Below are 21,826 nucleotides of genomic sequence, written 5' to 3'. Positions count from 1 at the left end.
ACAGAGGGCCCGCATGGGCATGATGCGGCAATACGAGCTCGTTGACCGGGTCAGGAGCTACAACCCCAATACCGACGAAGACCTGCTCAACCGGGCCTATGTCTACGCCATGCGGGCGCATGGCACGCAGAAGCGTGCCTCGGGTGACCCGTTCTTCGCCCACCCGCTCGAAGTCGCAGCCCTCCTGACCGATCTCAAGCTCGACGATGCGACGATCGTCGCGGCCGTCCTGCACGACACGGTCGAGGACACCGCCGCCACGCTCGAAGAGATCGAGAGCATGTTCGGCCCCGATATCCGCCGGCTGGTGGACGGGCTGACCAAGATCAAGAAACTCGACCTCGTCTCCAAGAAGGCGGCGCAGGGCGAGAATTTCCGCAAGCTCCTGCTCGCCATCGTCGACGATGTCCGCGTGCTGCTGGTCAAGCTCGCCGACCGGCTCCACAACATGCGCACCTTGCATTTCGTCGCGCCCGAGAAGCGCCTGCGCATCGCCGAGGAAACCGCCGAGATCTACGCGCCGCTCGCCGGGCGCATGGGCATGCAGGAGCTGCGTGAGGAACTGGAGGAGCTGGCTTTCCGCCACATCAAGCCCGAGGCGCACGCCACCGTCACCAAGCGGCTCGAGGAGGTGACCGAGCGCGAGGGCAAGGTCATCGGCATCATCGAGAAGGATCTGAAGGAGAAGCTCGCCGCGCGCGGCATCCAGGCGCAGGTCTCGGGGCGGCGCAAGCGGCCCTATTCGATTTGGAAGAAGATGGAGCGCAAATCCGTCTCCTTCGAGCAGCTCTCCGACATCTTCGGCTTTCGCGTGATCGTGGATTCGCCGGAGGATTGCTACCGCGTGCTCGGCATCGTGCACATGACCTGGCCGATGGTGCCGGGCCGCTACAAGGACTACATCTCGACGCCCAAGCAGAACGACTACCGCTCGATCCACACCACCGTGGTCGGGCCGGGCCATAGCCGTGTCGAACTGCAGATCCGCACCGACACGATGGATCGCATCGCTGAATTCGGCATCGCCGCGCATGCGCATTACAAGGACGGCCGCACCACCGAATTGACCCAGTTCGCCGATGAGAGCCGGGCCTATCAATGGCTCCGGCGCACGGTCGATCTGCTGGCCGAGGGCGACAGCCCCGAGGAGTTTCTGGAGCACACCAAGCTCGAGCTCTTCCACGACCAGGTCTTCTGCTTCACGCCCAAGGGCCGCCTGATCGCTTTGCCGCGCGGCGCGACGCCGATCGATTTCGCCTATGCCGTCCACACTGACGTGGGCAACAGCGCGGTCGGCGCCAAGATCAATGGCCGCATCGCCCCGCTCCTGACCGAATTGCAGAATGGCGACGAGGTCGAGATCACCCGCGCCGAGGGGCAGGCGCCGCCGGCTGCCTGGGAATCGCTCGTCGTCACCGGTAAGGCCCGCGCCGCCATCCGCCGCGCCACGCGCGCGGCCGTGCGCCGGCAATATGCCGGGCTTGGCCGCCAGATCCTGGAGCGTGCCTTCACCCGCGCCGAGCGGCCGTTCTCCGACGACAAGCTGAAAGCCTCGCTGAAGCGGCTTGCCCGCACCGCGGTCGATGACGTGCTGGCGGCTGTCGGGCGCGGCGAGATGTATTCCGGCGATGTGGTCAAGGCGGTCTATCCCGATCTCGAGCTCGAAAAGCGCGGCGCGCCCGAGACGAAGTCGGCCGGCGCGACCACAGGCAACGGCAAGGGCTGGTTCGAGCTGCGCAAGGGCGACAACCTCAAATTCAAGCTGCCGGGCGAGGCGCCCGACGCCGACAGCACCGCCATCCCGATCCGCGGGCTCGGCGGCGATCTGCCGGTGCGTTTCGCGCCCGATGGCGGCGCCGTGCCGGGAGACCGCATCGTCGGCATCCTGACACCGGGCGAGGGGGTGACGATCTACCCGATCCAGTCGACCGCGCTCGCCGCCTTCGACAACGAGCCCGAACGTTGGCTCGATGTGCGCTGGGATCTCGACGACAAGGCACCGCAGCGCTTTCCGGCCCGCATCAAGCTGAACTCGATCAACGAGCCCGGCTCGCTCGCCCAGATCACCACGACGATCGCCGAGCATGACGGCAATATCGACGCGGTCGCGATGGTGCGCCCGAATCCGGACTTCACCGATGTGACGATCGATCTGACGGTCTGGGACCTGAAGCATCTCAGCGCCATCATCAGCGAATTGCGCGAGAAGCGGGTGATCAGCCGGGTCGAGCGCGTGGTGGGGTAGAGCGTTTTCCACACAGGCCGGACCGTCGTTGCGAGCACCCGGGTCTTGCCTTCGGCAAGCCCGAGTACAGGCTCCGCGAAGCAATCCAGGGGGACGTCGAGCCAGGGGACGTCGATTCTGCCGCCCCTGGATTGCTTCGTCGCTTTGATCCTCGCAATGACGACCTGCGGTCGCCCCGGATGACGGAGCCTCGTTCTTAGCCTTGCCGGTGCAGAGCGGGATGCTCGCTCAATGCGCGAAGAAGTGCATGCCGCCATCGACGGGGATGACGGCGCCGGTGATGTAGCGCGCCTGTGGCGAGGCCAGGAAGGCCACGAGATGCCCGATATCCTCGGGCTCGCCGAAATAGCCGGCCGGGATGTTGCGGGCGATGAAGGCCTGGCGGCCTTCCTCCGTGGGGTGCAGCCTGGTGAGAATCTGCTCGCTGTTGATCCGGCCGGGCGGGATCGTGTTGATGGTGACGCCCTCGGCGGCGACATCGCAGGACAGTCCCTTCGCCCAGAGATGCAGCGCGGCCTTGGCTGCGCTCGCCGCGTTCAGGCCGCGCGGCTCCATCGAGCCGCTGATGTTGACGATCCGGCCCCAGCGCCGGGCCCGCATCGCTGGCAGCACGGCTTCGCTCAATCGCCGTGCAGCGGTGAAGTTGAGGGCGAAGGCCTCGTCCCAGGCGGCGTCGGCAGCATCTGTCGCGATCGGCCTGGAGCCCCCGGCGCTGTTGACCAGGATGTCGATCCGGCCCAGCGCCGCCGTCGCCTCGCTGGCGATGCGGGCGACATCGCCAGCATCCGTGATGTCGCCGAGCACGATCACCGGAGGCCGCCCGCCGGCAGCCGTGATCTCTTGCACGAGCTTCTCCAGAAGCTCGCCGCGCCGTGCCGTGACAGTGACATGGGCGCCTTCCCCCGCGAGCACGCGGGCGATGCCGGCGCCGATGCCCGAGCTTGCCCCGGTGACGAGAGCGGTTCGTGAAGCGAGATCGAGATCCATGGCCGGTCCTCAGGCTTGTGACGGGGCAAGAGCCGGATGATTTCAGCTGGGATCACCAAGTGATCCCAGCTGAAATCTGAATCGGTCTCTCATCTAAAGAGTTAGAGTATCCGCAATGCCTGAGGCGCCGATGCTGGGCAATTGGCCGGGCATGCGTCGCGACGATGGCGTCGAACCCGAGGCGCAAGGCGCCGGCTCCTGTCATGGCCAGGGCCGCGTACGGAAATGCTGGAAACTCTTGCGCATCCTGCTCTAACTGCGCCGATGGAATGGACCGACGAAGGCACGATCATCGGGCAGCGTCAGCATGGCGAAAACTCCGTGATCCTGGAGGTGATGACGCTCGCGCATGGTCGCCATCTCGGCCTCGTGCGCGGCGGCCGCTCGTCGAAGGTCCAGGCTTCGCTCCAGCCCGGCAACGCCGTCTCGTTGACCTGGCGGGCGCGGCTCGATGAACATCTCGGCGAGTACAAGGTCGAATTGCTGAAATCGCATGCGGCGCGCTTGATCGAGGCGCCGGTCGCGCTCTATGGGCTGGCGACGATCGCGGCGCTGCTGCGCCTGCTGCCGGAGCGCGATCCTCACCCCGCGCTGCATGAAGGGCTCGCCGTCCTGATCCAGCATCTCGACGAACCGCGCCTGGCGCCGGCGCTGGTGGTGCGCTTCGAGCTCGCCATGCTATCGGAGCTCGGCTTCGGTCTCGATCTCACGCGCTGCGCCGTGACGGGGGCGATGGAGGACCTCAGCCATGTCTCGCCGAAATCCGGCAAGGCGGTCAGCAGCCGGGCGGCCGAGCCCTATCGCGACCGCCTGCTCGCGCTTCCGGCCTTTCTCTGGGAAGGGCAGGGCGCTCGCGCGCCGACTGCGACCGACATCGCGGCGGGCTTCGCGCTGACCGGCTTCTTCCTGCGCCGCCATCTCTACGAGCCGCGCGGGCTGGCCGAGCCGGCCGAGCGGGCGCGACTGGTCGAGCTCGCGACGAAAATCCACTGATTTTTCCGCGTTTGTGGGCCTGTGCGCTTGGCGAAGCCTGTACGCAACCTGCATCGTTGTGCGAAGTGATTCGCGCCGTCTCCCTCAGCCCTCATCCTGAGGAGCGCTCCGCAGGAGTGCGTCTCGAAGGGTGCTCCAGCCCGCGCCTTCTGGAACATCCTGCGAGACGCCGCTTGCGCGGCTCCTCAGGATGAGGGCTGTGGAATGGACTGCACTGAGAGTTGGTAAGGTATTCCCATGGGCAAGCCTGTCGAGCCGCCGCCGGAGGATGAATCCGAGCGCATCGATCTGAAGACCGCGCTGGAAGAGCGCTATCTCGCCTATGCGCTCTCCACCATCATGCATCGCGCCCTGCCCGATGCCCGCGACGGCCTGAAGCCGGTGCATCGTCGCATCCTGCACGCCATGCGGCTGCTCAGGCTCGACCCCGGCCAGGTCCACAAGAAATGCGCCCGTATCGTCGGCGACGTCATCGGTAAGTTCCATCCGCATGGCGACCAGTCGGTCTATGACGCACTGGTGCGTCTCGCCCAGGATTTCGCCCAGCGTTATCCGCTCGTCGATGGGCAGGGCAATTTCGGCAATATCGACGGCGATAACGCCGCCGCCTATCGCTACACCGAAGCGCGCATGACCGAGGTCGCGCGCCTTCTGCTCGACGGTATCGAGGAGGACGCGGTCGACTTCCGCGAGACTTACAACGGCGAGGACGAGGAGCCCATCGTACTCCCGGCCGCCTTCCCGAACCTGCTCGCCAATGGCTCGCAAGGCATCGCGGTCGGCATGGCGACCTCGATCCCGCCGCACAACGCCGCCGAACTCTGCGACGCCGCGCTCTATCTGATCCAGCACCCGGAAACCTCTTCCGAACAGCTGATGACCTTCGTGCAGGGGCCGGATTTTCCCACTGGCGGCATCATCGTCGAGACCCGGGCCTCGATGGCCGAGACCTACCGCACCGGGCGCGGGGCCTTCCGCACCCGGGCGCGCTGGGTCAAGGAGGATCTGGAGCGTGGCGCCTGGCAGGTCGTCGTCACCGAGATTCCCTATATGGTCCAGAAGGGCCGGTTGATCGAGAAGATCGCCGAGCTGCTCAACGACAAGAAGCTGCCTCTGGTCGCCGACCTGCGCGACGAGTCGGCCGAGGACATCCGCGTCGTCATCGAACCGCGTGCCCGCAATGTCGATCCCAATCTGATGATGGAATCGCTCTTCCGGCTCTCGGAGCTCGAGGCGCGCATCTCGATGAACATGAACGTGCTGACCGGCGGTCTGGTGCCGCGCGTGCTCGGCCTCAACGAGGCTCTGCGTGCCTGGCTCGACCATCGCCGCGAAGTGCTGCTGCGCCGCTCGCGCTTCCGGCTCGGCCAGATCGACAAGCGGCTGGAGATCCTGCGCGGCCTCTTGATCGTCTATCTCGACCTCGATCGCGTCATCAAGATCATCCGCGAGGAGGATGAGCCCAAGGTCGAGTTGATGCGTTTCTTCGAGCTGTCCGAGCTCCAGGCCAACGCGATTCTCGACACCCGGCTGCGTTCGTTGCGCAAGCTGGAGGAGATGCAGCTCAAGACCGAGCTCGACGAATTGACCAAGGAGAAGAGCCAGATCGAGGAGCTGCTGGGATCGGAGCCGATCCAGTGGAAGCTCATCCAGCACGACATCCGCGAGGTGAAGAAGCTCTTCGGCCCCGAGACCGCAATCGGAAAGCGCCGCACCTCCTTCGCCGATATGCCCGACACGACCGATGTCGACCTGACCCAGGCCATGGTCGAACGCGAGCCGGTGACGGTGGTGATCTCGAAGAAGGGCTGGATCCGGGCGCTGAAGGGCCATGTCCAGGATCAGTCGACGCTGACCTTCAAGGGCGATGACGGGCTGAAGACGGCCTTCTTCACGGAGACGACGGCCAAGCTGCTGGTGCTGGCCTCGAACGGCAAGGTCTTCACGCTGGAGGCCTCCAAGCTTCCAGGCGGGCGCGGCTTTGGCGATCCGATCCGCCTGATGATCGAGCTCGAGGAGACCGCCGAGATCGTCTCGGCCTTCCCATATCGGCCGGGGCTGAAGCTCCTGATGGTGACGACGGATGGGCGCGGCTTCGTCGCCTCGACCGACGATGTCGTGGCCAACACCCGCAAGGGTCGGCAGGTGCTGAATGTCGAGGCGCCGGTGCTTGCCCTGCTCGCCGTGCCGGCGGAGGGCGACCATGTCGCGATCATCGGCGAGAACCGCAAGCTCAACTGCTTCCCGCTTTCGGAAGTGGCCGAGATGGCACGCGGCAAGGGCGTGCGCCTGCAGCGCTACAAGGATGGCGGTGTCTCCGACGCCAAGGTCTTCAAGCTGGCGGACGGCTTGACCTGGCGCGACACTTCGGGCCGGACCTGGACGGTGGCGCAGGGCGAGCTGATGGAATGGCTCGGCCACCGCGGTGAATCCGGCCGCCTGCCGCCAAAGGGCTTCGCCAAGAACAACAAGTTCGGGGGGTAAATCCTTCTCCCCTGGCGGGAGAAGGTGGCGCGTAGCGCCGGATGAGGGGGCGTCGTGAGCTCAATCTCTGGCGCGTATAAGCCAAACCGGATAAGGCACGGCGCCCCCTCATCCGTCAGCGCTTCGCGCTGCCACCTTCTCCCGCCAGGGGAGAAGGGAAGAGAGCGTCGCGCCTGCGCGAACCTTCAGGAAAGCCCTAATTTATCAAAATGTTGAAGCCGAACGCTGATTCAAATTACAAGCGGCTTGAATCAGATCGGCAACGCCCTCAGCGAATCGCCTGCCCGACGACGCCGACTTCGAGTCCCAGCGTCAGATTATTCGTCACCGCCCATTCGGCACCGACATAGGCCTCGGGCCTGACCGCGATATCCGAGCGCGAGAACGGGGCCGACCAGGGCGAGCCTCCGAAGCGCAGCGTCTCATTGGCCGCCGACATGCCGACCTTGGTGTAGAGCAGGACGTCGGGGGTCGCGAGCACGCCAGCCTTGATCTGGAAGGCGCCGGCGAAGTCGCGGGTATAGGCGACATTGCCGAAGCTCGGCGTGCCATAGCCGCCGATCGCGGGCATGTATTGCAGCGCGCCGACGATGCCGTAGACGAAGTTGCCTTCGCGACGCATCGTCCCTGCCTCGAGCCCGAAGGTCGGGCCGGCCGAGGTGCCCAGCCGCTTCGAGCTCGTCACCTGGAAACCGCTGGAGATGCGAGCGTAATTGCCCTCCCACTTCACGCCGCCGGGCGCGAGCGTCGGCTCCGACCAGGCGAAGGAGGGCAGGGAGTCGAACGTGCTGAAGGGCAGGAAGACCTGCGCCTGGGCGCTCGCCGCGCTCAAGGCGAGCGCGCATAACGCGCCGGAGAGAAGCGAACATCTCACGTCGAAGGCATCCTCGCGACCAACCGTGCAACATCTAGCAGAAAGGGCGGCGATTGTCGCGGTTTTGTGGCGGGTCACCTGCCGGCCGCGGTTCAGGCCAGTTTCAGCCTGAGCTTGAGGAAGCGCAGCGTGCGCTCTGCCGTCGCCGAATCGAGCTTCATATAGCTCTTCAGATCGTCCTCGGCGGCCTTCCTGGCGAAGATCAGGCGCAGCGCGCGCAGAGTCAGGATCGCCTCGAAAGCGGGTGCGCCGAGATTCAGGGCGCGGCACAGCACTGCGATGCCGCTGACGTCGCGCTGCATCAGGATTCGCAGGGCTTGCTCGATGCTGATGTCGCCAACCTGCGCAAAGACCTGCGCCAGATGATAGGCGCGGTCCTCTTCGGCGAGCATGATGACGACATCGTCGAGCGTGCGTTTGTCGGCGGCGAGATCGACCAGCAGCAATTTCACTTCCAGCCGATGCTGGCGTGCTTGCCGCGCGAGCGTCACGGCCTCGTCATTGGGCTTGGACCAGAGCCCGTTCTCATCGCTGAGCTCCTCGACGATGCGCATCACGCGGCTGGCCCGGTTCGGGCTCAGATTGGAGCGCGTCGAGAGGGCGAGGCCAATTCCCGCGTCGCCGGCGCTCCGTTCGATCAGGCGTTCGAAGCCCTTGTCGGAGAGGTCGGCGCCCTCATTGCTGCTGACGGTCTCGAGCACCACCCGATCGCCGCGTTCGACCAGAATCTCGGTCACGCTCTCCGACAGCCGGCTGCGCTCGGCGATGGCGGCGAGGTGGCGCTGCGACTGGCTGACGGCGATGGCAGCGAGATCGGCGTCGGTCAGCACCGGCGAGAGCTTCAGCACGAGGCGGGCGACCTCGCTGTCGGGGTCGCCCGCCAGCGAGGTCGCGACCTCGCGCGGCAGGCTCTCCATCTCCGCAACCTGCTCGGCATAGTGCTTGCGGCCGTCGCTTTCGAGGCGGGGCAGCGTGTGCAGCGCGATCTGGCCGTAATGCTCCTTGGCGACCTCGGTCGGCTCGTCGTCGAGCAGGAACAGGTCCGTGACGGCGTTCAGCAGCTGCCGACGCGAATCCGACGACATGTCGGCCGGCATCTGGGTCAGGAAACGCAGCATCGGATCCTCGGGACGATTGACGATTTCGCAAAATGCCGCACCAGCACTTGCTTTACTCTTAAGCTGACCGCGCGTTTCGCGAGTATTGCCGTGAGATCGATAAGTTTTCCGTGTGCCGCCGAGCTCTTCTCGCGAGAATAGCGCGAGAAGAGCGATAACACAACTTTAGGTTGCTATTCTTCTCGACAGCAGGCGGTCGAGGAGCAGCATCGCGATCAGCGATGCGCCCACGAGCGGGAAGATCGCGCCGCCGACCGCCAGGATGGCGAAGACGCCGTAGAGCGTTCCCGGCCGAGCTGGCAGTGGCGGCACGCCGAGGCGCCCCGCAGGACGGCGCTTCCACCACATCACGCCGGCCGAAACCGCGAGCAGGATGATCGCGACGCAAGCCGCGAGCATGAGGAGCTGGTTCGCCAGCCCGAATTCCTGGCCCATATGGACATTGATGCCCCATTCCAATGCCTTGCCGAGGGGGCCGTAATCGGCATAGCCCATATCGATCAACGGCTCGCCGCTATACTGGTCGAGATGGACCACGCGCTGGCGCGACAGGTCGTTGGGGTAGACCGAGCCGGTATAGACGCCCTTGGGGCCGGCGGGCAGGTTCACGGCATATCCGGGTGCGAGGTGAAGCGCATCGAAGCGCGCAATGGCAGCGTCGAGCCCGATCGCCTGCCCGGGATTTGCGTTCGATTCCGGCATCTTCGCCTGTTCGAGCGACCAGGCGGTCGGGCCATGCTGATGCAGGTGATCCTCCGACATCGGCACCGCGACGCGCACGCCGGCCGGGTAGCCGAAATTGTTGCCATTGGCCCATTCATTGACTTTGGCGCCCCAGAACACCGACCAGGGCATGCCCGAGATTGCGAGGAAAACGATGAAGACCCCGGCGAAGATGCCGGTGACGGCGTGGAGATCGCGCCAGAATACGCGCTGGCGCGGCTGTCCCCGCACCGTGACCACGCCGCCGCCACCTTTGCGCGGCCACCACAGATAGATGCCGGTCGCGACCAGCAGGATCGACCAGCCGCCGACGATCTCGATCACGCCATTCGCGACCGGCCCGAAATAGGCCAGGCTGTGCAGCTGCCGCACCACCCACATCACCGTCCCCCGGTCACTGAGCATGCCGAGCACGCGGGCGTCGTATGGGTCGACATAGGCGACCTGTCGCGTACCCGTGGCATCGCGGATCGTCACTTCGGCTGAGGCGCGGTCGGTTTCAGGAGGGACATATTTCACCGCTCGCCCTGGGGCCGCTGCGAGCGCGCTGGCGACGATCTCACTCGGTTTGCGCGGCGCGTCCACGCGCCGCTCGACCTGCTTCAGATCGCGATGGATCAGCCTGTCGAGATCCTGGTGGAACAGGTAGAGCCCCCCGGTCACCGCGAGCAGGATGAGGAAGGGGAGCGTCATCAGCCCGGCATAGAAATGCCAGCGCCAGACGGCGCGATAAAAGGATGCGGCGCGGTCGGCGGCGCGCGTGGGCGCGGCCTCCGCCGTGGAAACGGTGGTCATGGAATGGATCCTGAGCTGGAGAAGAACGGGCGGGTTCAGCTCAGGATGGGTGGGGCGCGTGCGCCCAGGGGGTAGAGGAGCGCTGCGCGCAATGGCGTGCTCGGGCGGCGCTCTGCCGTTTCCGCCGCAGCGAAGCGGTTGATGCGTGCGGGCAGGGCGATGGCATCGGGCGCAGGCAGTGCGCCCGCGATCGAGGCGCAACCCATGACGCAGCAATCGGGTGTCGGAGCCGGGTTGCCCGGAATTTCTTGCGTGACCGTCGAGCCGGGCGTGCAGAGAACATGCGTCAGCGTGGTGGCGGGCGAGGCGGCAAGACCCGCCCCGATCGCATAGAGCACGCCTTGCACGATGAGCGCATAGGCCAGGACCAGCGCAACCGCGCTGCGTCCCAGCCTGATCCTGTCGATCATCGCGCCCATAGCCACCGGCTAAGGCGCGTCATCCCTTTGGTCAATCGCCAATCCGGGCAATCGCCTGTTCAGCGAGACAGGCGCTTGAACGAACCTTACGGTCGACGCGGGGCATCGGTTTGAATTTCGATCGTCTTGCTCGTCCCGTCGCCCGAGAGCTTGGCCTTCATGCGGGTGAAGCGCATGCCGCGCTCGGCCGCGGCCGAGTCGATTTGGGCGTAGTGACGCAGGTCATCCTCGATGCGCTTATTGGCGAACATCAATCGCCTCGCGCGCAGTGCCAGGATCGCCGCAAAGGCGGGATAGCCGACATCCAGTGCGCGGCAGGCCAGGGCAATGCCGTTGGTGTCCCGGCGCAACAGGGTTCTAAGCGCATGCTCGACCGCGATCTCCGCCTCCCGAGCGATGACCTGGGCGAGATGATAGGCGCGGTCTTCCTCTGCGAGCATGAGCAGCACGTCGTCCAGCAGGCGCGTCTTCGCCGCCAGATCCGTCAGGAGGCCGGTCACTTCGAGCCGCTGCTGGCGAGCCTGCTGGGCGATGGCGCCAGCCTCGTCCTTCGCATCGGCATTGCCGCCGTCTTCACTGCCGAGCTCCGCGAGAATGCGCATCACGCGCTCGGCGCGCTCCTGCGTAAGGTCCGAGCGGACCGCGACCGTCCGGTTGATCTCCGGCTCCTCGCGGCCGCGCTCCAGCAGCTGGTCGAAGCCGTTGTCGGAGAATTGCGCGCCTTCATTGCCGCCGACCGTCTTCAGCACGCCGTTGTCGCCGCGCTTTACCAGGATATCGGTCACCTTTTCGGACAGGCGCGCGCGTTCTGCTATCGCCGTAAGGTGGTCCTGCGACTGGTTCAGGGCGATGGCTGCGAGGTCGCGATCGGTCAGGACTGGTGAAAGCCGCAGGACGAGGCGCGCGACATCGCTTTCGGGGTCGCCGGCCAGGGCATTGGCGACGCTGCGCGGCAGGTTCGGTTCCGCCGCGACCTCGTCCGCATAGGTCTGGCGTGCGCGCCTGTCGATGTGCCCCAGCGAGGAGAGTGCGATCTCGCCATAATGGTACTTCGACGTCACCGTCGGGTCAGGATCGTAGAAAAACAGCTTCGTGACCAAGTGAAGCAGGCGACGGCGTGATTCCGCCGAGGTCTCGCTAGCAAGTTTGTACAAGGAGTCCAGCATGACGCCCCCAAGCCGTTACCAGAGCATGCCAAGCTTGCGCGAAGCTTGCCTCATTGTGGCTCAAGGCGCCCGCCGCGCAACAATTGCCCCATATTGGCGTGAACAAAACCTGTCGCCGCGGCGCCAGAGCGTTTTCGAGCGAAGTGGTCGCCGGTTCGCGTGAAGAAAACGCGTTAAAATAAAAGGCCGGAGCAATGTCCGATCCAGCTGGATGGGACATTGCTCCGGCGGCGAGGGATATGCGCTGTCAGCCGGCCGGCAGGCAAGACGGGCCCAATGGCTCGAAACTCTTATAGGTCAGGATGAATTCCTGATGCCCGAGTTCCTCGGATTTGGTCCGCGCGCCCTGGCCCAATGAGACCACGAGGTCGCGGATTTCCGTGCCGACCTGATCGAGCCCGGCGCGCCCCTCGAGAATGCGGCCGGCATCGACATCCATGTCGTCTTGCATGCGCCGATAGGTCTCGGGATTGGCGCAGATTTTCACGACGGGCGAAATCGCCGAGCCCACGACCGAGCCGCGCCCCGTCACGAACAGCACGCAATGCGCGCCGCAGGCGATCAGCTCCGCGATCTCGGCATTGTCGTTGATGTTGGGGAAGCCGAAACGCACCTCGCCATCGGGCACGACATCGAGCAGATACAAGCCCCCGCGCGGTGGGATGTCGCCGGGCTTGAGCAGGCCGGAAATGGCTGATGCCCCTGATTTGGCGTAGGCGCCCATCGATTTCTCCTCGATGGTCGAGAGCCCACCCTCGGCATTGCCGGCGGCGAAGGAGCCATAGCCCAGCGTGGCGTAATAGCGCGCCGCCTTGGCGACGGACTGCTCCAGGATCCGGCCGAGCTCGGGCGTGATCGCGCGCGCCGCCATGATGTGCTCGCAGCCGATCAATTCGCCGGTCTCTTCAAAAATGCAGGCAGCGCCCTCGGTGATGAGCTGATCGAAGGCACGTCCCGCCGCCGGGTTTCCGGTGATGCCGGAGGTGCCGTCGGAGCCGCCGCAGACCGTGCCGATAATGAGCTCGGAGACCGCCATCGGCACGGTGTCCTGCCGGTCGAGGACGGCGCGCTGCGTCTCGACCCAGGCGCGCCCCTCCTTGATCGAGGCGCGGGTGCCGCCGGTGCCCTGGATGATGATCGTCTTCACCGGTCGGCCCGAAGCCGCGACCACGCGCTCCAGCGCATATTTGTTGAAGCTCTCGCAGCCGAGCGAGACCATCAGCACCGCGCCGACATTGGGGTGGGTGCAGAGCCGCTCCATCATCTTTTCAGCATAGGCATTGGGATAGCAGCCGGGAAAGCCGATGACGTGGACGTCGTTCTCGCGCCAGGGCAGGGCGATCTCACGGGCGACATGGTGGGCGCATTCGACGAGATAGGCGACCGCGACGGTGTTGCGGATGCCCTTGCGCCCGTCTGAGCGCAAATAGCCGGCAAGCTCGGTCATGCGTTCATCCCCGTCTTGTGTTCGTCGTCCTTGCGCTCGTCTTCCAGATGGTAGGTCGGCGTGTAGTCGCTCTTGATGTTCTGGACATGGACATGGCAACCCGCCGCGATCGCGACCGTCGCGACGCCGATCGGCGCGCCATATTTCAGGATTTTCTCGCCAGGCGCGATCGCCCGCCGCGCGATCTTGTGGGCGAGGGGGATGTCGCGGTCGAGGGCTGCCTTGCCGGCGCCGGTCTCGACCGCCTCGCCAGCAGGCAGCCGCATCCGCGCGACGAAGACGTTGTCGCGTGGATCGAGCAGGATCAGGCGTGGATCATGCGTGCTCGCTGGAACTTGCGTGCTCATCAGAATTTGCCGAACTGCAGATAGGCCGCTTGCGGATCGGTGCCGGCCAGGATCGCGGTGCGGACCTTGTTCTCGGTCGAGATCGCGGCTTCGGACTTGTCCAGTACCTCCTCGATCACCTCGATGGGAATCCGCACCACGCCGTCGCGGTCGCCGAGGATGTAGTCGCCCGGCCGGATCCAGACGGCGCCGATCTTGATCGGCTCGTCGATCGTCTTGGGCAGCCAGAATCCGACGATGTCGCGCGGCGTATAGGCCTTGAAATAGGCCTGGAAGCCCATCTCGATCATGAATTCGGTGTCACGCGAGAGGCCGTCGATGACGCAGCCGCGCACGCCCTTGTTCTTCAGCGTCTCGGCCGAGAGCTCGCCCATCAGCGCGACTTCCTCGGTGTTGGGCTGGCAGACCCAGACATGGCCGGGCCTGGCGGCCGAAAGCAGGCCGGTCCAGCCGAGCAGGGTCTCATGCGCATCGAACGCGCCGGTCTTGCCTTCGACGGTGAAGGCGGGCCCAGCCAGCTTGGTTCCCGGCAGGAGCGGGCGCAGTTCCGGCGGCAGAGTGAAATCGGTCAGCCCCATGGCGCGCATCACGTCATGGATGATGCCGGTGTAGCAGCGCTCGAGCCGCTGGGTCAGGTCTTCGCTCATAATTCCTCCACGCTGGTCTCTGCATGCGACGAAGGCGTCGCCCGGACCGGTTGGCGTCAGAGTGCGGGCAGGGCAAGGCTGCCGCAAGCGCGTTTTTTGCGCGGCGTGAATGCGTTTCAATCGGTTTAATTAGGATGGGTCGACGCGTTCCCAGCCCAAGGGAGACAGGCGTTCCTGAGGCAGAAAGCGCGCCTTGTAGGCCATCTTGGGCGAGCCCTCGACCCAATAGCCGAGATAGACATAGGGCAGGCCGAGCTTTCGAGCCCGCTCGATATGGTCGAGCACCATGAAGGTGCCGAGCGAACGCGCCTCCAGATTGGGGTCGAACACCGAATAGACCATCGAGAGCCCGTCGCTCAGCGTGTCGGTCAGCGCCATCGCGAAGAGATCGCCCTGGCCGCGGCCGGTGAAGCCGCTATCGGGACCGCGCCGACGGTATTCGATCAGCGAGGTCTCGACATGGCTGTCCTCGACCATCATCGCGAAATCGAGCGCCGACATCGTCGCCATGCCGCCCTCGGGGTGGCGTTCGTCGAGATAGGAGCGGAACAGGGAATAGTGCTCGGAGCGCGGCTGCGGCGGCAGCACCTGGCCGACCAGGTCACTGTTGCGCGAGGCCACCTTGCGGAAGCTGCGCGACGGACGGAAGTCGTCGACGCAGACCCGCACCGAGACGCAGGCCCGGCAGGTCTCGCAGGCCGGGCGATAGGCGATGCTTTGCGAGCGCCGGAAGCCGCCCTGGCTCAGCACATCGTTGAGGTCGCGCGCACGCGCGCCCACGAGATGCGTGAACACCTTGCGCTCCTCGCGCCCCGGCAAATAGGGGCACGTGGTCGGTGATGTCAGGTAAAATTGCGGGGCATCCCGCAACGGGCGCGTCACGTCTCGAACCTTCGAACCTGCTGCTGATGACCGCGAATGCTAGATCATGTTCCTGCTCGGTGGAAATGGCAACGTCGCGTGAACGGCAATGGTCGGGCTAAGCCTTTTTGGCCAAGTCGCGGGACGCCTCGGCTCAAAGTTTGGGTGGGCCCAGATCCGGCATCTCGAGCGGCGGCGGCATCATCTGTTGGAAGCGCTGCTGGATATCGGCCTCCGAAGCGGTCGGCTGCGCGGCGATAGCCTGGCTGGATCGGCCCGGATGCGTCAGCGCGGGCCAGGCGATGACGGCCGCGACGATCAGCATCTGCGCGATCAGGAAGGGGGCGAGGCTTTTCGCTATTGCGCCGAGCGGCGCGGCGGCGCTGGCGGCGCTGCGCGTCATCATCAGCGCATAGCCGAGCGGCGGCAGCAGAAAGCTCGTCTGCAGCACGAGCAGGGTCAGCACCGCGACCCAGACGGCGTCATCGGCCCGCATCAGCATCGGCGGCATGATGATCGGAATCAGCACGAAGATGATCTCGAAGGCGTCGAGCACGAAGGCGGCGAGTGCGATGAGGCCGAGCCCGAGCAGTACGATTCCGAGCGGCCCACCCGGGGCAGCGCTCATCCAGGACGCGATCAGCTTGTCGCTGCCGAGAATGCGGAAGACGAGGGTGAAGGTCGTGGCGGCGATCAGCAGGGCCAGCAACGCGCCCGTCATTGCGATGGTGTCGTCGAGCGCGCCGCGCAGGCGCGGGCCGTCCAGCCCGCCGCCGAGCCAGCCGGCAAGGCAGAGCCCGACAGCGCCCATGGCCGCGGCCTCGACCGCGTAGAAGGCGCCGCTGGCGACACCAGCGAGCAGCGTCGCGATGAAGCAGAGCGTCGCTCCGGCGGTGATCCAGTCGCGCGGGCTCAGGCGCTCGCGCAGCGTGCTGGTGCCGCGCGTCCGCAGGCCGCGAACCGTTGCGATGACGAGGCAGGCGCCGAGGAAGAGCGCGGCCGGCAGCATGGCGCCGCGAAACACGTCCTGCGTGTTGACGATCCGCGCGATGCGGCCCGTGCTGTTCAGCGCGATGGTGTGCGCGGTCATCATCGCATCGCCGAGCAGGATGAGCACCAGCGAGGGGGGCACCAGCACACCCAGCGTGCTTGCGACCGCGATCAGCGCGATCCGGTCCGCTGGCCGGACATGGCGGCGCGTCAGCGCCGGTTCGACCGAACGGGTGAGCGCGATCGCATTCGCGCTGACCGAACCGTTCATCGGCCCCAGCACGGCGCCGAGCATGAGCGCCGCCGCCGGGGCGCCGGTGGGGCGGCCGCCCGATACGCCCAGGCCCGCGCGAAACAGCGTGTCGGCCAGGGGCAGTCGGTTGAGCAACGCACCCATCGCGGCGAAGAGCGGCAATGCCTGGAGCAGGTCGGATTCGAGCAGGCCGACGACACGGTTGGGCAGGGCAAAGAAGATGCCGGGCTCGATTGCGCCGGTCAGCATGGCCAGGGCCGCACCCAGATTGGCGACGCCGATCAGGATGCCCCAGACGGGCAGGCCGGTTGCGACGGCGCCGAGCGCGACGCCGAGCAGCATGAGCAGGCCGAGGATGGGCGTCACGGCTCTTGTGCCTTGCACGGCTCCTGCGCCCCGCAGGCCGGGGCGTCGCGGCGCAGGATGTCTGCGATGGCCTGAAGCAGGACCAGCAGGGCCAGGAGCGAGGCGCAGGCTTTGACCAGGAAATAGCCGGGATTGCTGGTGTCGGGAAAAGCTTCGAGCTGCGCCAGCGTGCTCAGGAGAGCGGAAAAGCCGGTTACCAGGAGAAAGACGGCCCAGGGCGCCAGGGCGACCAGCCCCAGCACACGGCCAAGGCATGCGCGCGTTCCCGGCGCAAAGTGATGCGCCAGCGTATCGGCGGCGAGATGCCGGCCCGCGCGCGTCGCTGCGGTCACGGCGACCGCGACATAGAGCGCAAACAGGCACTGCCCGAGATCATTGGCCTCGCGCGACCCGGCCTTCACCAGATCGCGCAGCGGCCATTGCAGGAACAGGATCGCGACCAGCGGCAGCGCCAGCCAGCGGGCCGCGTCGACGCTTGCCTGGATGAAGCGATCGATCACCGCGACGAACTGCGCCATTCCGATATGAGCCCCATGCCGAACGACGATACGAGAGCATGCCGGGGAGTGCCCGCGAAGCGATTTTGCCGCCCAGCCTGGGCCATCCACAGCGCGGATGTGCGGCATGCCGGTAGGAGGCTGCTCTGCTCGCGCCGCGGTTGCGTTGTGCCCCGCAGGGGGCCATTTTCGCGACGGGCCCGATTCAGGCCGCCCTGACCGCGAGGGGATCGCGATGACAATCGAGAAAGTCTCGCTGACCGAGGAAAAGGAAACCCTCCTCATCACGCTCTACAGCAAGGCCGGAGAGAGCCTTCTGCCGGATTCCCTGCTGCAGGACCGCTTTGCCGCCGAGGCCGTCAGCAAGATCGACTACGACTTCGCGAAGCTCAGGATCGACCGCGACCTGATGATCGGCGTGGCGATGCGCGCTCATATCCTCGACGGCTGGACCCGCGATTTCATCGCGCACCATCCCGATACGACCGTGCTGCATCTCGGTTGCGGGCTGGACAGCCGGATCTTCCGGATCGATCCGCCGCCGGGCATCGCCTGGTTCGATGTCGATTATCCCGAGGTCGTCGCATTGCGCCGGCGCCTCTATCCGAAGCGCGCAGGCTACAGTCTGATCGGCGCCTCGGTGACGGACCCGGCCTGGCTCGGCGAGGTGCCGACGGACCGCCCGGCGCTTATCCTCGCCGAAGGGCTTCTGCCCTATATCGCCGAGGATGAGGTGCCGCGTCTGCTCCGCAGGCTGACGGAGCATGTCGCGAGCGGCGAACTGGCCTTCGACGGCTATAGCTGGCTTGGCCTCTGGTTCATCGGGAACCAGCCTTCGGTCCGGGCGACCGGAGCGACGCTGCATTGGGCGCTCGACGACCCGCGCGAACTCGAGGCGCAGGTTCCGCGCCTGAAGCTGATGACCGAATTGATGGCCTATGATCCGGACGGCTACGATCCGCGGCAGCTCGCCAGGATGTCATGGCCGGCACGGCTAGCGGCAAGCGTCTTCACCGCGATTGCGCCCCTGGCGAGACTGGGTCGGCTCCTGCGCTACCGTTTCTGACGTTTGCCCACTTCGCTCGAAAACGCGCCGTCATCCCGGAGCTGCGCCGCTGACGCGGCTCGTCCAGGATGACGCTCGGTTCCATGCCAATTGTTGGATCATGCCAAAACGGCATGGTGCCCACCTCGTTCGAAAACGCTGTGCGCTCTCAGCCGCGCACCACGACCAGCCCGGTCAGCAGATCATGCCCGAAGCGTCGGTCGGCGCGCACGAAGCCGCAGCCGATATCGAGCAGCCACAGCGCGACCGTTCCGGCCGCGACATAAAACAGCAGCGCATGCACCGCGGCCGCGACCCCATCGGGCCGCCCGCCATTGGCGGTCTCGACCTTGAGGCCCGCCATGCGCATGCCCCAGGTCGCCTGGCGTGGGCCGCCAATCGTCAGCGCGGCATAGCCGAGCGCGGTCGCGACGGTCGCGATCGGGATCAGCAGCCAGGTCGCGCCGAAGGTGACGATGCCCAGGATGCCGAGCAGCACGATGATCAGCCAGCCCAGGAAGAACAGGATGATGATATCGCCGATCCAGGCGAAGAGCCGCGAGCTCAGCACGCCGCTGACGTCCTGTAACGGGCGCGGGTCGATCGGCGTGATCGGGGATTGGCCGTAGCGCGGGTCGCTCATCGAAAGGGTCGTCCTGCTCCGGGCGCGGGGGGAAACCGAAAAAAGCCGCGCCGTTCCCCACAATGTTTGATCAGCGTCCCGGTTCCGCAAGCCCGCGCGGCAAAACCCGATGCGGCGCGAAGCCGTTGGCGCGCAGCATCGCTTCGATCGCCTGCGAATGCGCGGCTCCGCGCGTCTCCACCGTGACGTCGAGGCTCACGCCCTTGGCGGGCACGTCGAGGAAGAGCCGGCCATGGCTGACCTCCAGGATATTGGCGCCCTGATCGCCGAGCAGGCTTGCGACCTTGCCGAGCAGGCCCGGCCGGTCGCTGGTGGTGAGGCGGAAGGCGACGATGCGGTCCTCGCGCTCCAATTCGCGCACCATGATCGCCGCCAGCAGGCGGGTGTCGATATTGCCGCCGCAGAGCACGAGCCCGACCTTGCGGCCGGCATAGCGCTGCGGTTCCTTCAGCATGGCGGCGAGGCCCGCCGCGCCTGCACCTTCAGCCAGCGTGTGCTGGAGGCAGGCATAGGCGTTGACGGCGCGCTCGATCAGATCCTCGCCGACCAGGACGATGTCGGAAACCAGGCTGGAGACGATCGGCAGCGTCTGCACGCCCACCGTCTTGACCGCAATGCCCTCGGCCAATGTCGCGCCGCCGATCGCCAGATCCTCGGCGTTCACGGCGTTGAAGAAGGAGGGGTAGAGCGCCGCTTCCACGCCGATCAGCTCGATCTCGGGCTTCAGCGCCTTGGCGGCCACTGCATTGCCCGCCATCAGCCCGCCGCCGCCGAGCGGGATGATCAGCACGTCGAGATCGGGGTCGTCGTCGAGCATCTCCTGGGCGATTGTGCCCTGGCCTGCCATCACCGCAGGGTCGTCATAGGGGTGGACGAAGACCAGGCCCTCGGCATTCGCCAGCTCGCGCGCCTTTTGCGCGGATTCGTAGAGCGTCTCGCCGAAGAGCACGACGCGCGCGCCATGCGAGCGTGTGTTCTCGACCTTCACCAGGGGCGTCGTCTCGGGCATCACGATCGTCGCCGGGATGCCGAAGCGGCGGGCATGATAGGCGACCGCCTGGGCGTGGTTGCCGGCCGACATGGCAATGACGCCGCGCGCCGTCTCGTCCTCATCGAGGCTGAGCAGCTTGTTGACCGCGCCGCGCTCCTTGAAGGAGGCCGTCGCCTGCATGTTCTCGTGCTTGACCAGGATGGTTGCGCCGGTGAGCTCGGAAAGGCGCGGCGCCGGCACCAGCGGCGTGCGCAGGACATGCCCTTCGATGCGCCTTGCCGCCGCCTCGATATCCTCGGGCGTGATCGCGAAGGGCTCGTTCGGCTTTGCCTGCAGGGTCATGCGCGTGCTCCGTTCAGACATGTCGTGGCGCCAGCGCGCCGTCGCCGAAAAAGCCGCCGGGACGCAGGATCAGCACGACGGCGAGCAGGGCGTAGACGGCGATGTCGCGTTGTTCGAGTGGCATGGTCGAAGACCAGACCACCTCGAAGATCGCGATGCAAATTCCGCCGACCGCCGCGCCTGCGACGGAGCCGATGCCGCCAAGGATGGCGGCGACCAACGCCTTCAGCCCCAGGGTGAAGCCGCCGGCAAAACCCATGCCGCCATAGACAGCGGTTACGGTCACGCCGGCGATGCCGCAGGCGGCGCAGGCCAGGATCAACGCCTTGTCGTGGATGGCTTGCGCATCGACGCCAAACAGCGCGGCGGTGCGGGGGTCGTCCGAGACCGCCCGCCAGGCCCGGCCATAGGCCGAGAGCCTGATCAGCAGGACGAGGCCAAGCGCGGTCGCCAGGCCGATCACGCCCAGGACGAGGCCCAGCGGCGTCATCGTGACGACGAAGCTGCCCGCTCTGGCCAGCGACCAGGGTTCGTTGAAGACCGGCGGCAGCCAGCGCAGTTCCGGCCCTTGCGCGAGCCGCAGATACTCAGACAGCGCGATGGCAAGGCCGATCGTGGCGATCAGCATCTGCTGGCCCGTGGCGCGCGCGAGCGGGCGCAGGATGAAGCGCCCCATGGCGAAGCCATGAAAGGCGCAGACGGCGATCGCGACCGCAAAGGCGATGGCGAGCCCGGAGGCCGGCGTCGACAATGACAGTGAGAGGATCAGTGCGACGCCGACTACGCTCGCCAAGGCGCCCAGCGCCGCGAATTCGCCGAAGCTCAGGATGATGCGCCCGGTCAGCCCGTAGATCAGCGCATAGGCAGAAGCGAGCAGCGTGTAGATCGCCGCCGAGGGCAGGGCGCTCAGGCCCTGCTGCAGGCCATAGGCCAAAGCGGGTGGGATCTGCGGCAGATCCTCCGTGCGCGGCGCTCCGGGGTCGATCGGCGGCTCGGCTCGGTCCTCGAGATAGAAGCGCCGCAGCAAGTAGAAGCTGGCGTCGCTCATCGGCCGGCCGTCGGAGGCGATGCCGATCAAGGCGCCGCGCTGGAGGCCGGCGCCCTCGCCGGCGAAGAGGCAGTCGATGCTGCGGCGCCGTGCGGCACCGCTCCCGGTCTGAGCCCGGTAGAGGATGCGTAGCGCGTTGGGGCGCGGGCCCGCGGCAGTACCGTCGATCGCGATCTCCGTGCCGGGCGGGTTCAGCGGCGGGATCGCCTCACGGCAGAGGCGCTGCTGGTCGGTGTCGAAGCTCTCGCTGCAGCCTGCGAGGGCCAGGGCGAGCAGAATCGGAGCGAGCAGAATCGGCAGGAGGAAAGGGCGCATGTCGCGCCACGCTAGAGCATAGGCTCGAAAAGTGGGAACCGGTTTTCGGGCCAAGCCGATGCAGAAGCAAAACCCTACAGCATCAGACGGAATACGATATTCGGTCTGACGCTGTAGGGCAGATTCGCCGATGAGCGCAGGCCCTTCCCGTCATTGCGAGCGTAGCGAAGCAATCCAGGAGGGCTCGCTCGACGCCTCCCTGGATTGCTTCGTCGCTGCGCTCCTCGCAA

General features: G+C 66.3%; 20 protein-coding genes. 5 read left to right on the top strand and 15 right to left on the bottom strand.

What is annotated here, in order from left to right; all coding sequences use genetic code 11:
* Nucleotides 1–19 precede the first annotated feature (19 nt).
* The gene (locus J2Y55_RS09660; protein ID WP_310152018.1) at nucleotides 20–2,245 is read left to right on the top strand and encodes a RelA/SpoT family protein; all 2,226 of its coding nucleotides are present in this window, start codon (nucleotides 20–22) and stop codon (nucleotides 2,243–2,245) included.
* 228 nt (nucleotides 2,246–2,473) lie between these two features.
* Here the strand turns inward: J2Y55_RS09660 and J2Y55_RS09655 are convergent, their stop codons facing one another.
* Nucleotides 2,474–3,232 (bottom strand): SDR family oxidoreductase, encoded by a 759-nt coding sequence (locus J2Y55_RS09655; protein WP_310151358.1) that lies wholly within the window; start codon nucleotides 3,230–3,232, stop codon nucleotides 2,474–2,476.
* 115 nt (nucleotides 3,233–3,347) lie between these two features.
* Here J2Y55_RS09655 and J2Y55_RS09650 point away from each other — a divergent pair, with 115 nt between their 5' ends.
* The 3 genes from J2Y55_RS09650 (at nucleotide 3,348) to parC (ending at nucleotide 6,709) form a co-directional block, all read left to right on the top strand.
* Nucleotides 3,348–3,488: a hypothetical protein gene (locus J2Y55_RS09650; protein ID WP_310151355.1), complete on the top strand. Its 141-nt coding sequence runs from the start codon at nucleotides 3,348–3,350 to the stop codon at nucleotides 3,486–3,488.
* 8 nt (nucleotides 3,489–3,496) lie between these two features.
* Nucleotides 3,497–4,225 (top strand): DNA repair protein RecO, encoded by a 729-nt coding sequence (gene recO, locus J2Y55_RS09645; protein ID WP_310151351.1) that lies wholly within the window; start codon nucleotides 3,497–3,499, stop codon nucleotides 4,223–4,225.
* A gap of 237 nt (nucleotides 4,226–4,462) precedes the next feature.
* Nucleotides 4,463–6,709, top strand: coding sequence for a DNA topoisomerase IV subunit A (gene parC / locus J2Y55_RS09640; RefSeq protein WP_310151348.1), 2,247 nt, complete (start codon nucleotides 4,463–4,465; stop codon nucleotides 6,707–6,709).
* Between the two features lie 268 nt (nucleotides 6,710–6,977).
* Here the strand turns inward: parC and J2Y55_RS09635 are convergent, their stop codons facing one another.
* From J2Y55_RS09635 to J2Y55_RS09585, 11 genes are all read right to left on the bottom strand, one after another.
* Nucleotides 6,978–7,583 carry an outer membrane protein gene (locus tag J2Y55_RS09635; RefSeq protein ID WP_310151345.1) on the bottom strand — a complete coding sequence of 202 codons (606 nt, stop codon included), beginning with the start codon at nucleotides 7,581–7,583 and terminating at the stop codon, nucleotides 6,978–6,980.
* 92 nt (nucleotides 7,584–7,675) lie between these two features.
* Nucleotides 7,676–8,701 carry a DUF2336 domain-containing protein gene (locus J2Y55_RS09630; protein ID WP_310151342.1) on the bottom strand — a complete coding sequence of 342 codons (1,026 nt, stop codon included), beginning with the start codon at nucleotides 8,699–8,701 and terminating at the stop codon, nucleotides 7,676–7,678.
* Nucleotides 8,702–8,866: 165 nt separating this feature from the next.
* Nucleotides 8,867–10,219 carry a PepSY-associated TM helix domain-containing protein gene (locus tag J2Y55_RS09625; RefSeq protein ID WP_310151339.1) on the bottom strand — a complete coding sequence of 451 codons (1,353 nt, stop codon included), beginning with the start codon at nucleotides 10,217–10,219 and terminating at the stop codon, nucleotides 8,867–8,869.
* Nucleotides 10,220–10,254: 35 nt separating this feature from the next.
* Nucleotides 10,255–10,629 carry a hypothetical protein gene (locus tag J2Y55_RS09620; RefSeq protein WP_310151336.1) on the bottom strand — a complete coding sequence of 125 codons (375 nt, stop codon included), beginning with the start codon at nucleotides 10,627–10,629 and terminating at the stop codon, nucleotides 10,255–10,257.
* Nucleotides 10,630–10,724: 95 nt separating this feature from the next.
* A complete protein-coding gene (locus tag J2Y55_RS09615; protein ID WP_310151333.1) occupies nucleotides 10,725–11,699 on the bottom strand; it encodes a DUF2336 domain-containing protein in 975 nt (324 codons plus the stop codon).
* A 352-nt stretch (nucleotides 11,700–12,051) separates the two neighbouring features.
* Entirely contained in the window at nucleotides 12,052–13,251 is a 1,200-nt protein-coding gene (locus J2Y55_RS09610; protein ID WP_310151330.1) for a UxaA family hydrolase, read from the bottom strand.
* Nucleotides 13,248–13,598, bottom strand: coding sequence for a UxaA family hydrolase (locus J2Y55_RS09605; protein WP_310151327.1), 351 nt, complete (start codon nucleotides 13,596–13,598; stop codon nucleotides 13,248–13,250). Before J2Y55_RS09605 ends, J2Y55_RS09610 begins: the two co-directional genes overlap by 4 nt.
* Nucleotides 13,598–14,245: an RraA family protein gene (locus J2Y55_RS09600; protein ID WP_310151324.1), complete on the bottom strand. Its 648-nt coding sequence runs from the start codon at nucleotides 14,243–14,245 to the stop codon at nucleotides 13,598–13,600. Before J2Y55_RS09600 ends, J2Y55_RS09605 begins: the two co-directional genes overlap by 1 nt.
* Nucleotides 14,246–14,374: 129 nt before the next feature.
* On the bottom strand, nucleotides 14,375–15,127 hold the full coding sequence (locus J2Y55_RS09595) for an arginyltransferase (RefSeq protein ID WP_310151320.1): 753 nt from the start codon (nucleotides 15,125–15,127) through the stop codon (nucleotides 14,375–14,377).
* 133 nt (nucleotides 15,128–15,260) lie between these two features.
* Nucleotides 15,261–16,715 (bottom strand): TRAP transporter large permease subunit, encoded by a 1,455-nt coding sequence (locus J2Y55_RS09590; protein ID WP_310151317.1) that lies wholly within the window; start codon nucleotides 16,713–16,715, stop codon nucleotides 15,261–15,263.
* Nucleotides 16,712–17,233: a TRAP transporter small permease subunit gene (locus tag J2Y55_RS09585; protein ID WP_310151314.1), complete on the bottom strand. Its 522-nt coding sequence runs from the start codon at nucleotides 17,231–17,233 to the stop codon at nucleotides 16,712–16,714. Before J2Y55_RS09585 ends, J2Y55_RS09590 begins: the two co-directional genes overlap by 4 nt.
* A 214-nt stretch (nucleotides 17,234–17,447) precedes the next feature.
* Between J2Y55_RS09585 and J2Y55_RS09580 the strand changes: the two genes are divergently transcribed.
* Nucleotides 17,448–18,278 (top strand): class I SAM-dependent methyltransferase, encoded by an 831-nt coding sequence (locus J2Y55_RS09580; RefSeq protein ID WP_310151311.1) that lies wholly within the window; start codon nucleotides 17,448–17,450, stop codon nucleotides 18,276–18,278.
* A gap of 148 nt (nucleotides 18,279–18,426) precedes the next feature.
* Here J2Y55_RS09580 and J2Y55_RS09575 read toward each other — a convergent pair whose 3' ends face one another.
* The 3 genes from J2Y55_RS09575 to J2Y55_RS09565 all read right to left on the bottom strand — a co-directional run bounded on the left by J2Y55_RS09575 (nucleotide 18,427) and on the right by J2Y55_RS09565 (nucleotide 21,596).
* Complete coding sequence (locus J2Y55_RS09575) at nucleotides 18,427–18,900, bottom strand: RDD family protein (RefSeq protein WP_310151308.1); 474 nt, start codon at nucleotides 18,898–18,900, stop codon at nucleotides 18,427–18,429.
* A gap of 70 nt (nucleotides 18,901–18,970) precedes the next feature.
* On the bottom strand, nucleotides 18,971–20,233 hold the full coding sequence (locus J2Y55_RS09570) for a threonine ammonia-lyase (protein ID WP_310151305.1): 1,263 nt from the start codon (nucleotides 20,231–20,233) through the stop codon (nucleotides 18,971–18,973).
* 13 nt (nucleotides 20,234–20,246) lie between these two features.
* On the bottom strand, nucleotides 20,247–21,596 hold the full coding sequence (locus J2Y55_RS09565) for a branched-chain amino acid ABC transporter permease (protein WP_310151300.1): 1,350 nt from the start codon (nucleotides 21,594–21,596) through the stop codon (nucleotides 20,247–20,249).
* Nucleotides 21,597–21,826: the final 230 nt, after the last annotated feature.

Origin of the sequence: Allobosea sp. BE125, from assembly GCF_031456075.1 — a bacterium.
Lineage (GTDB): Bacteria > Pseudomonadota > Alphaproteobacteria > Rhizobiales > Beijerinckiaceae > Allobosea.
Note: the sequence above shows the minus strand (reverse complement) of the source record. Positions and strands in the feature narration are given on the sequence as shown.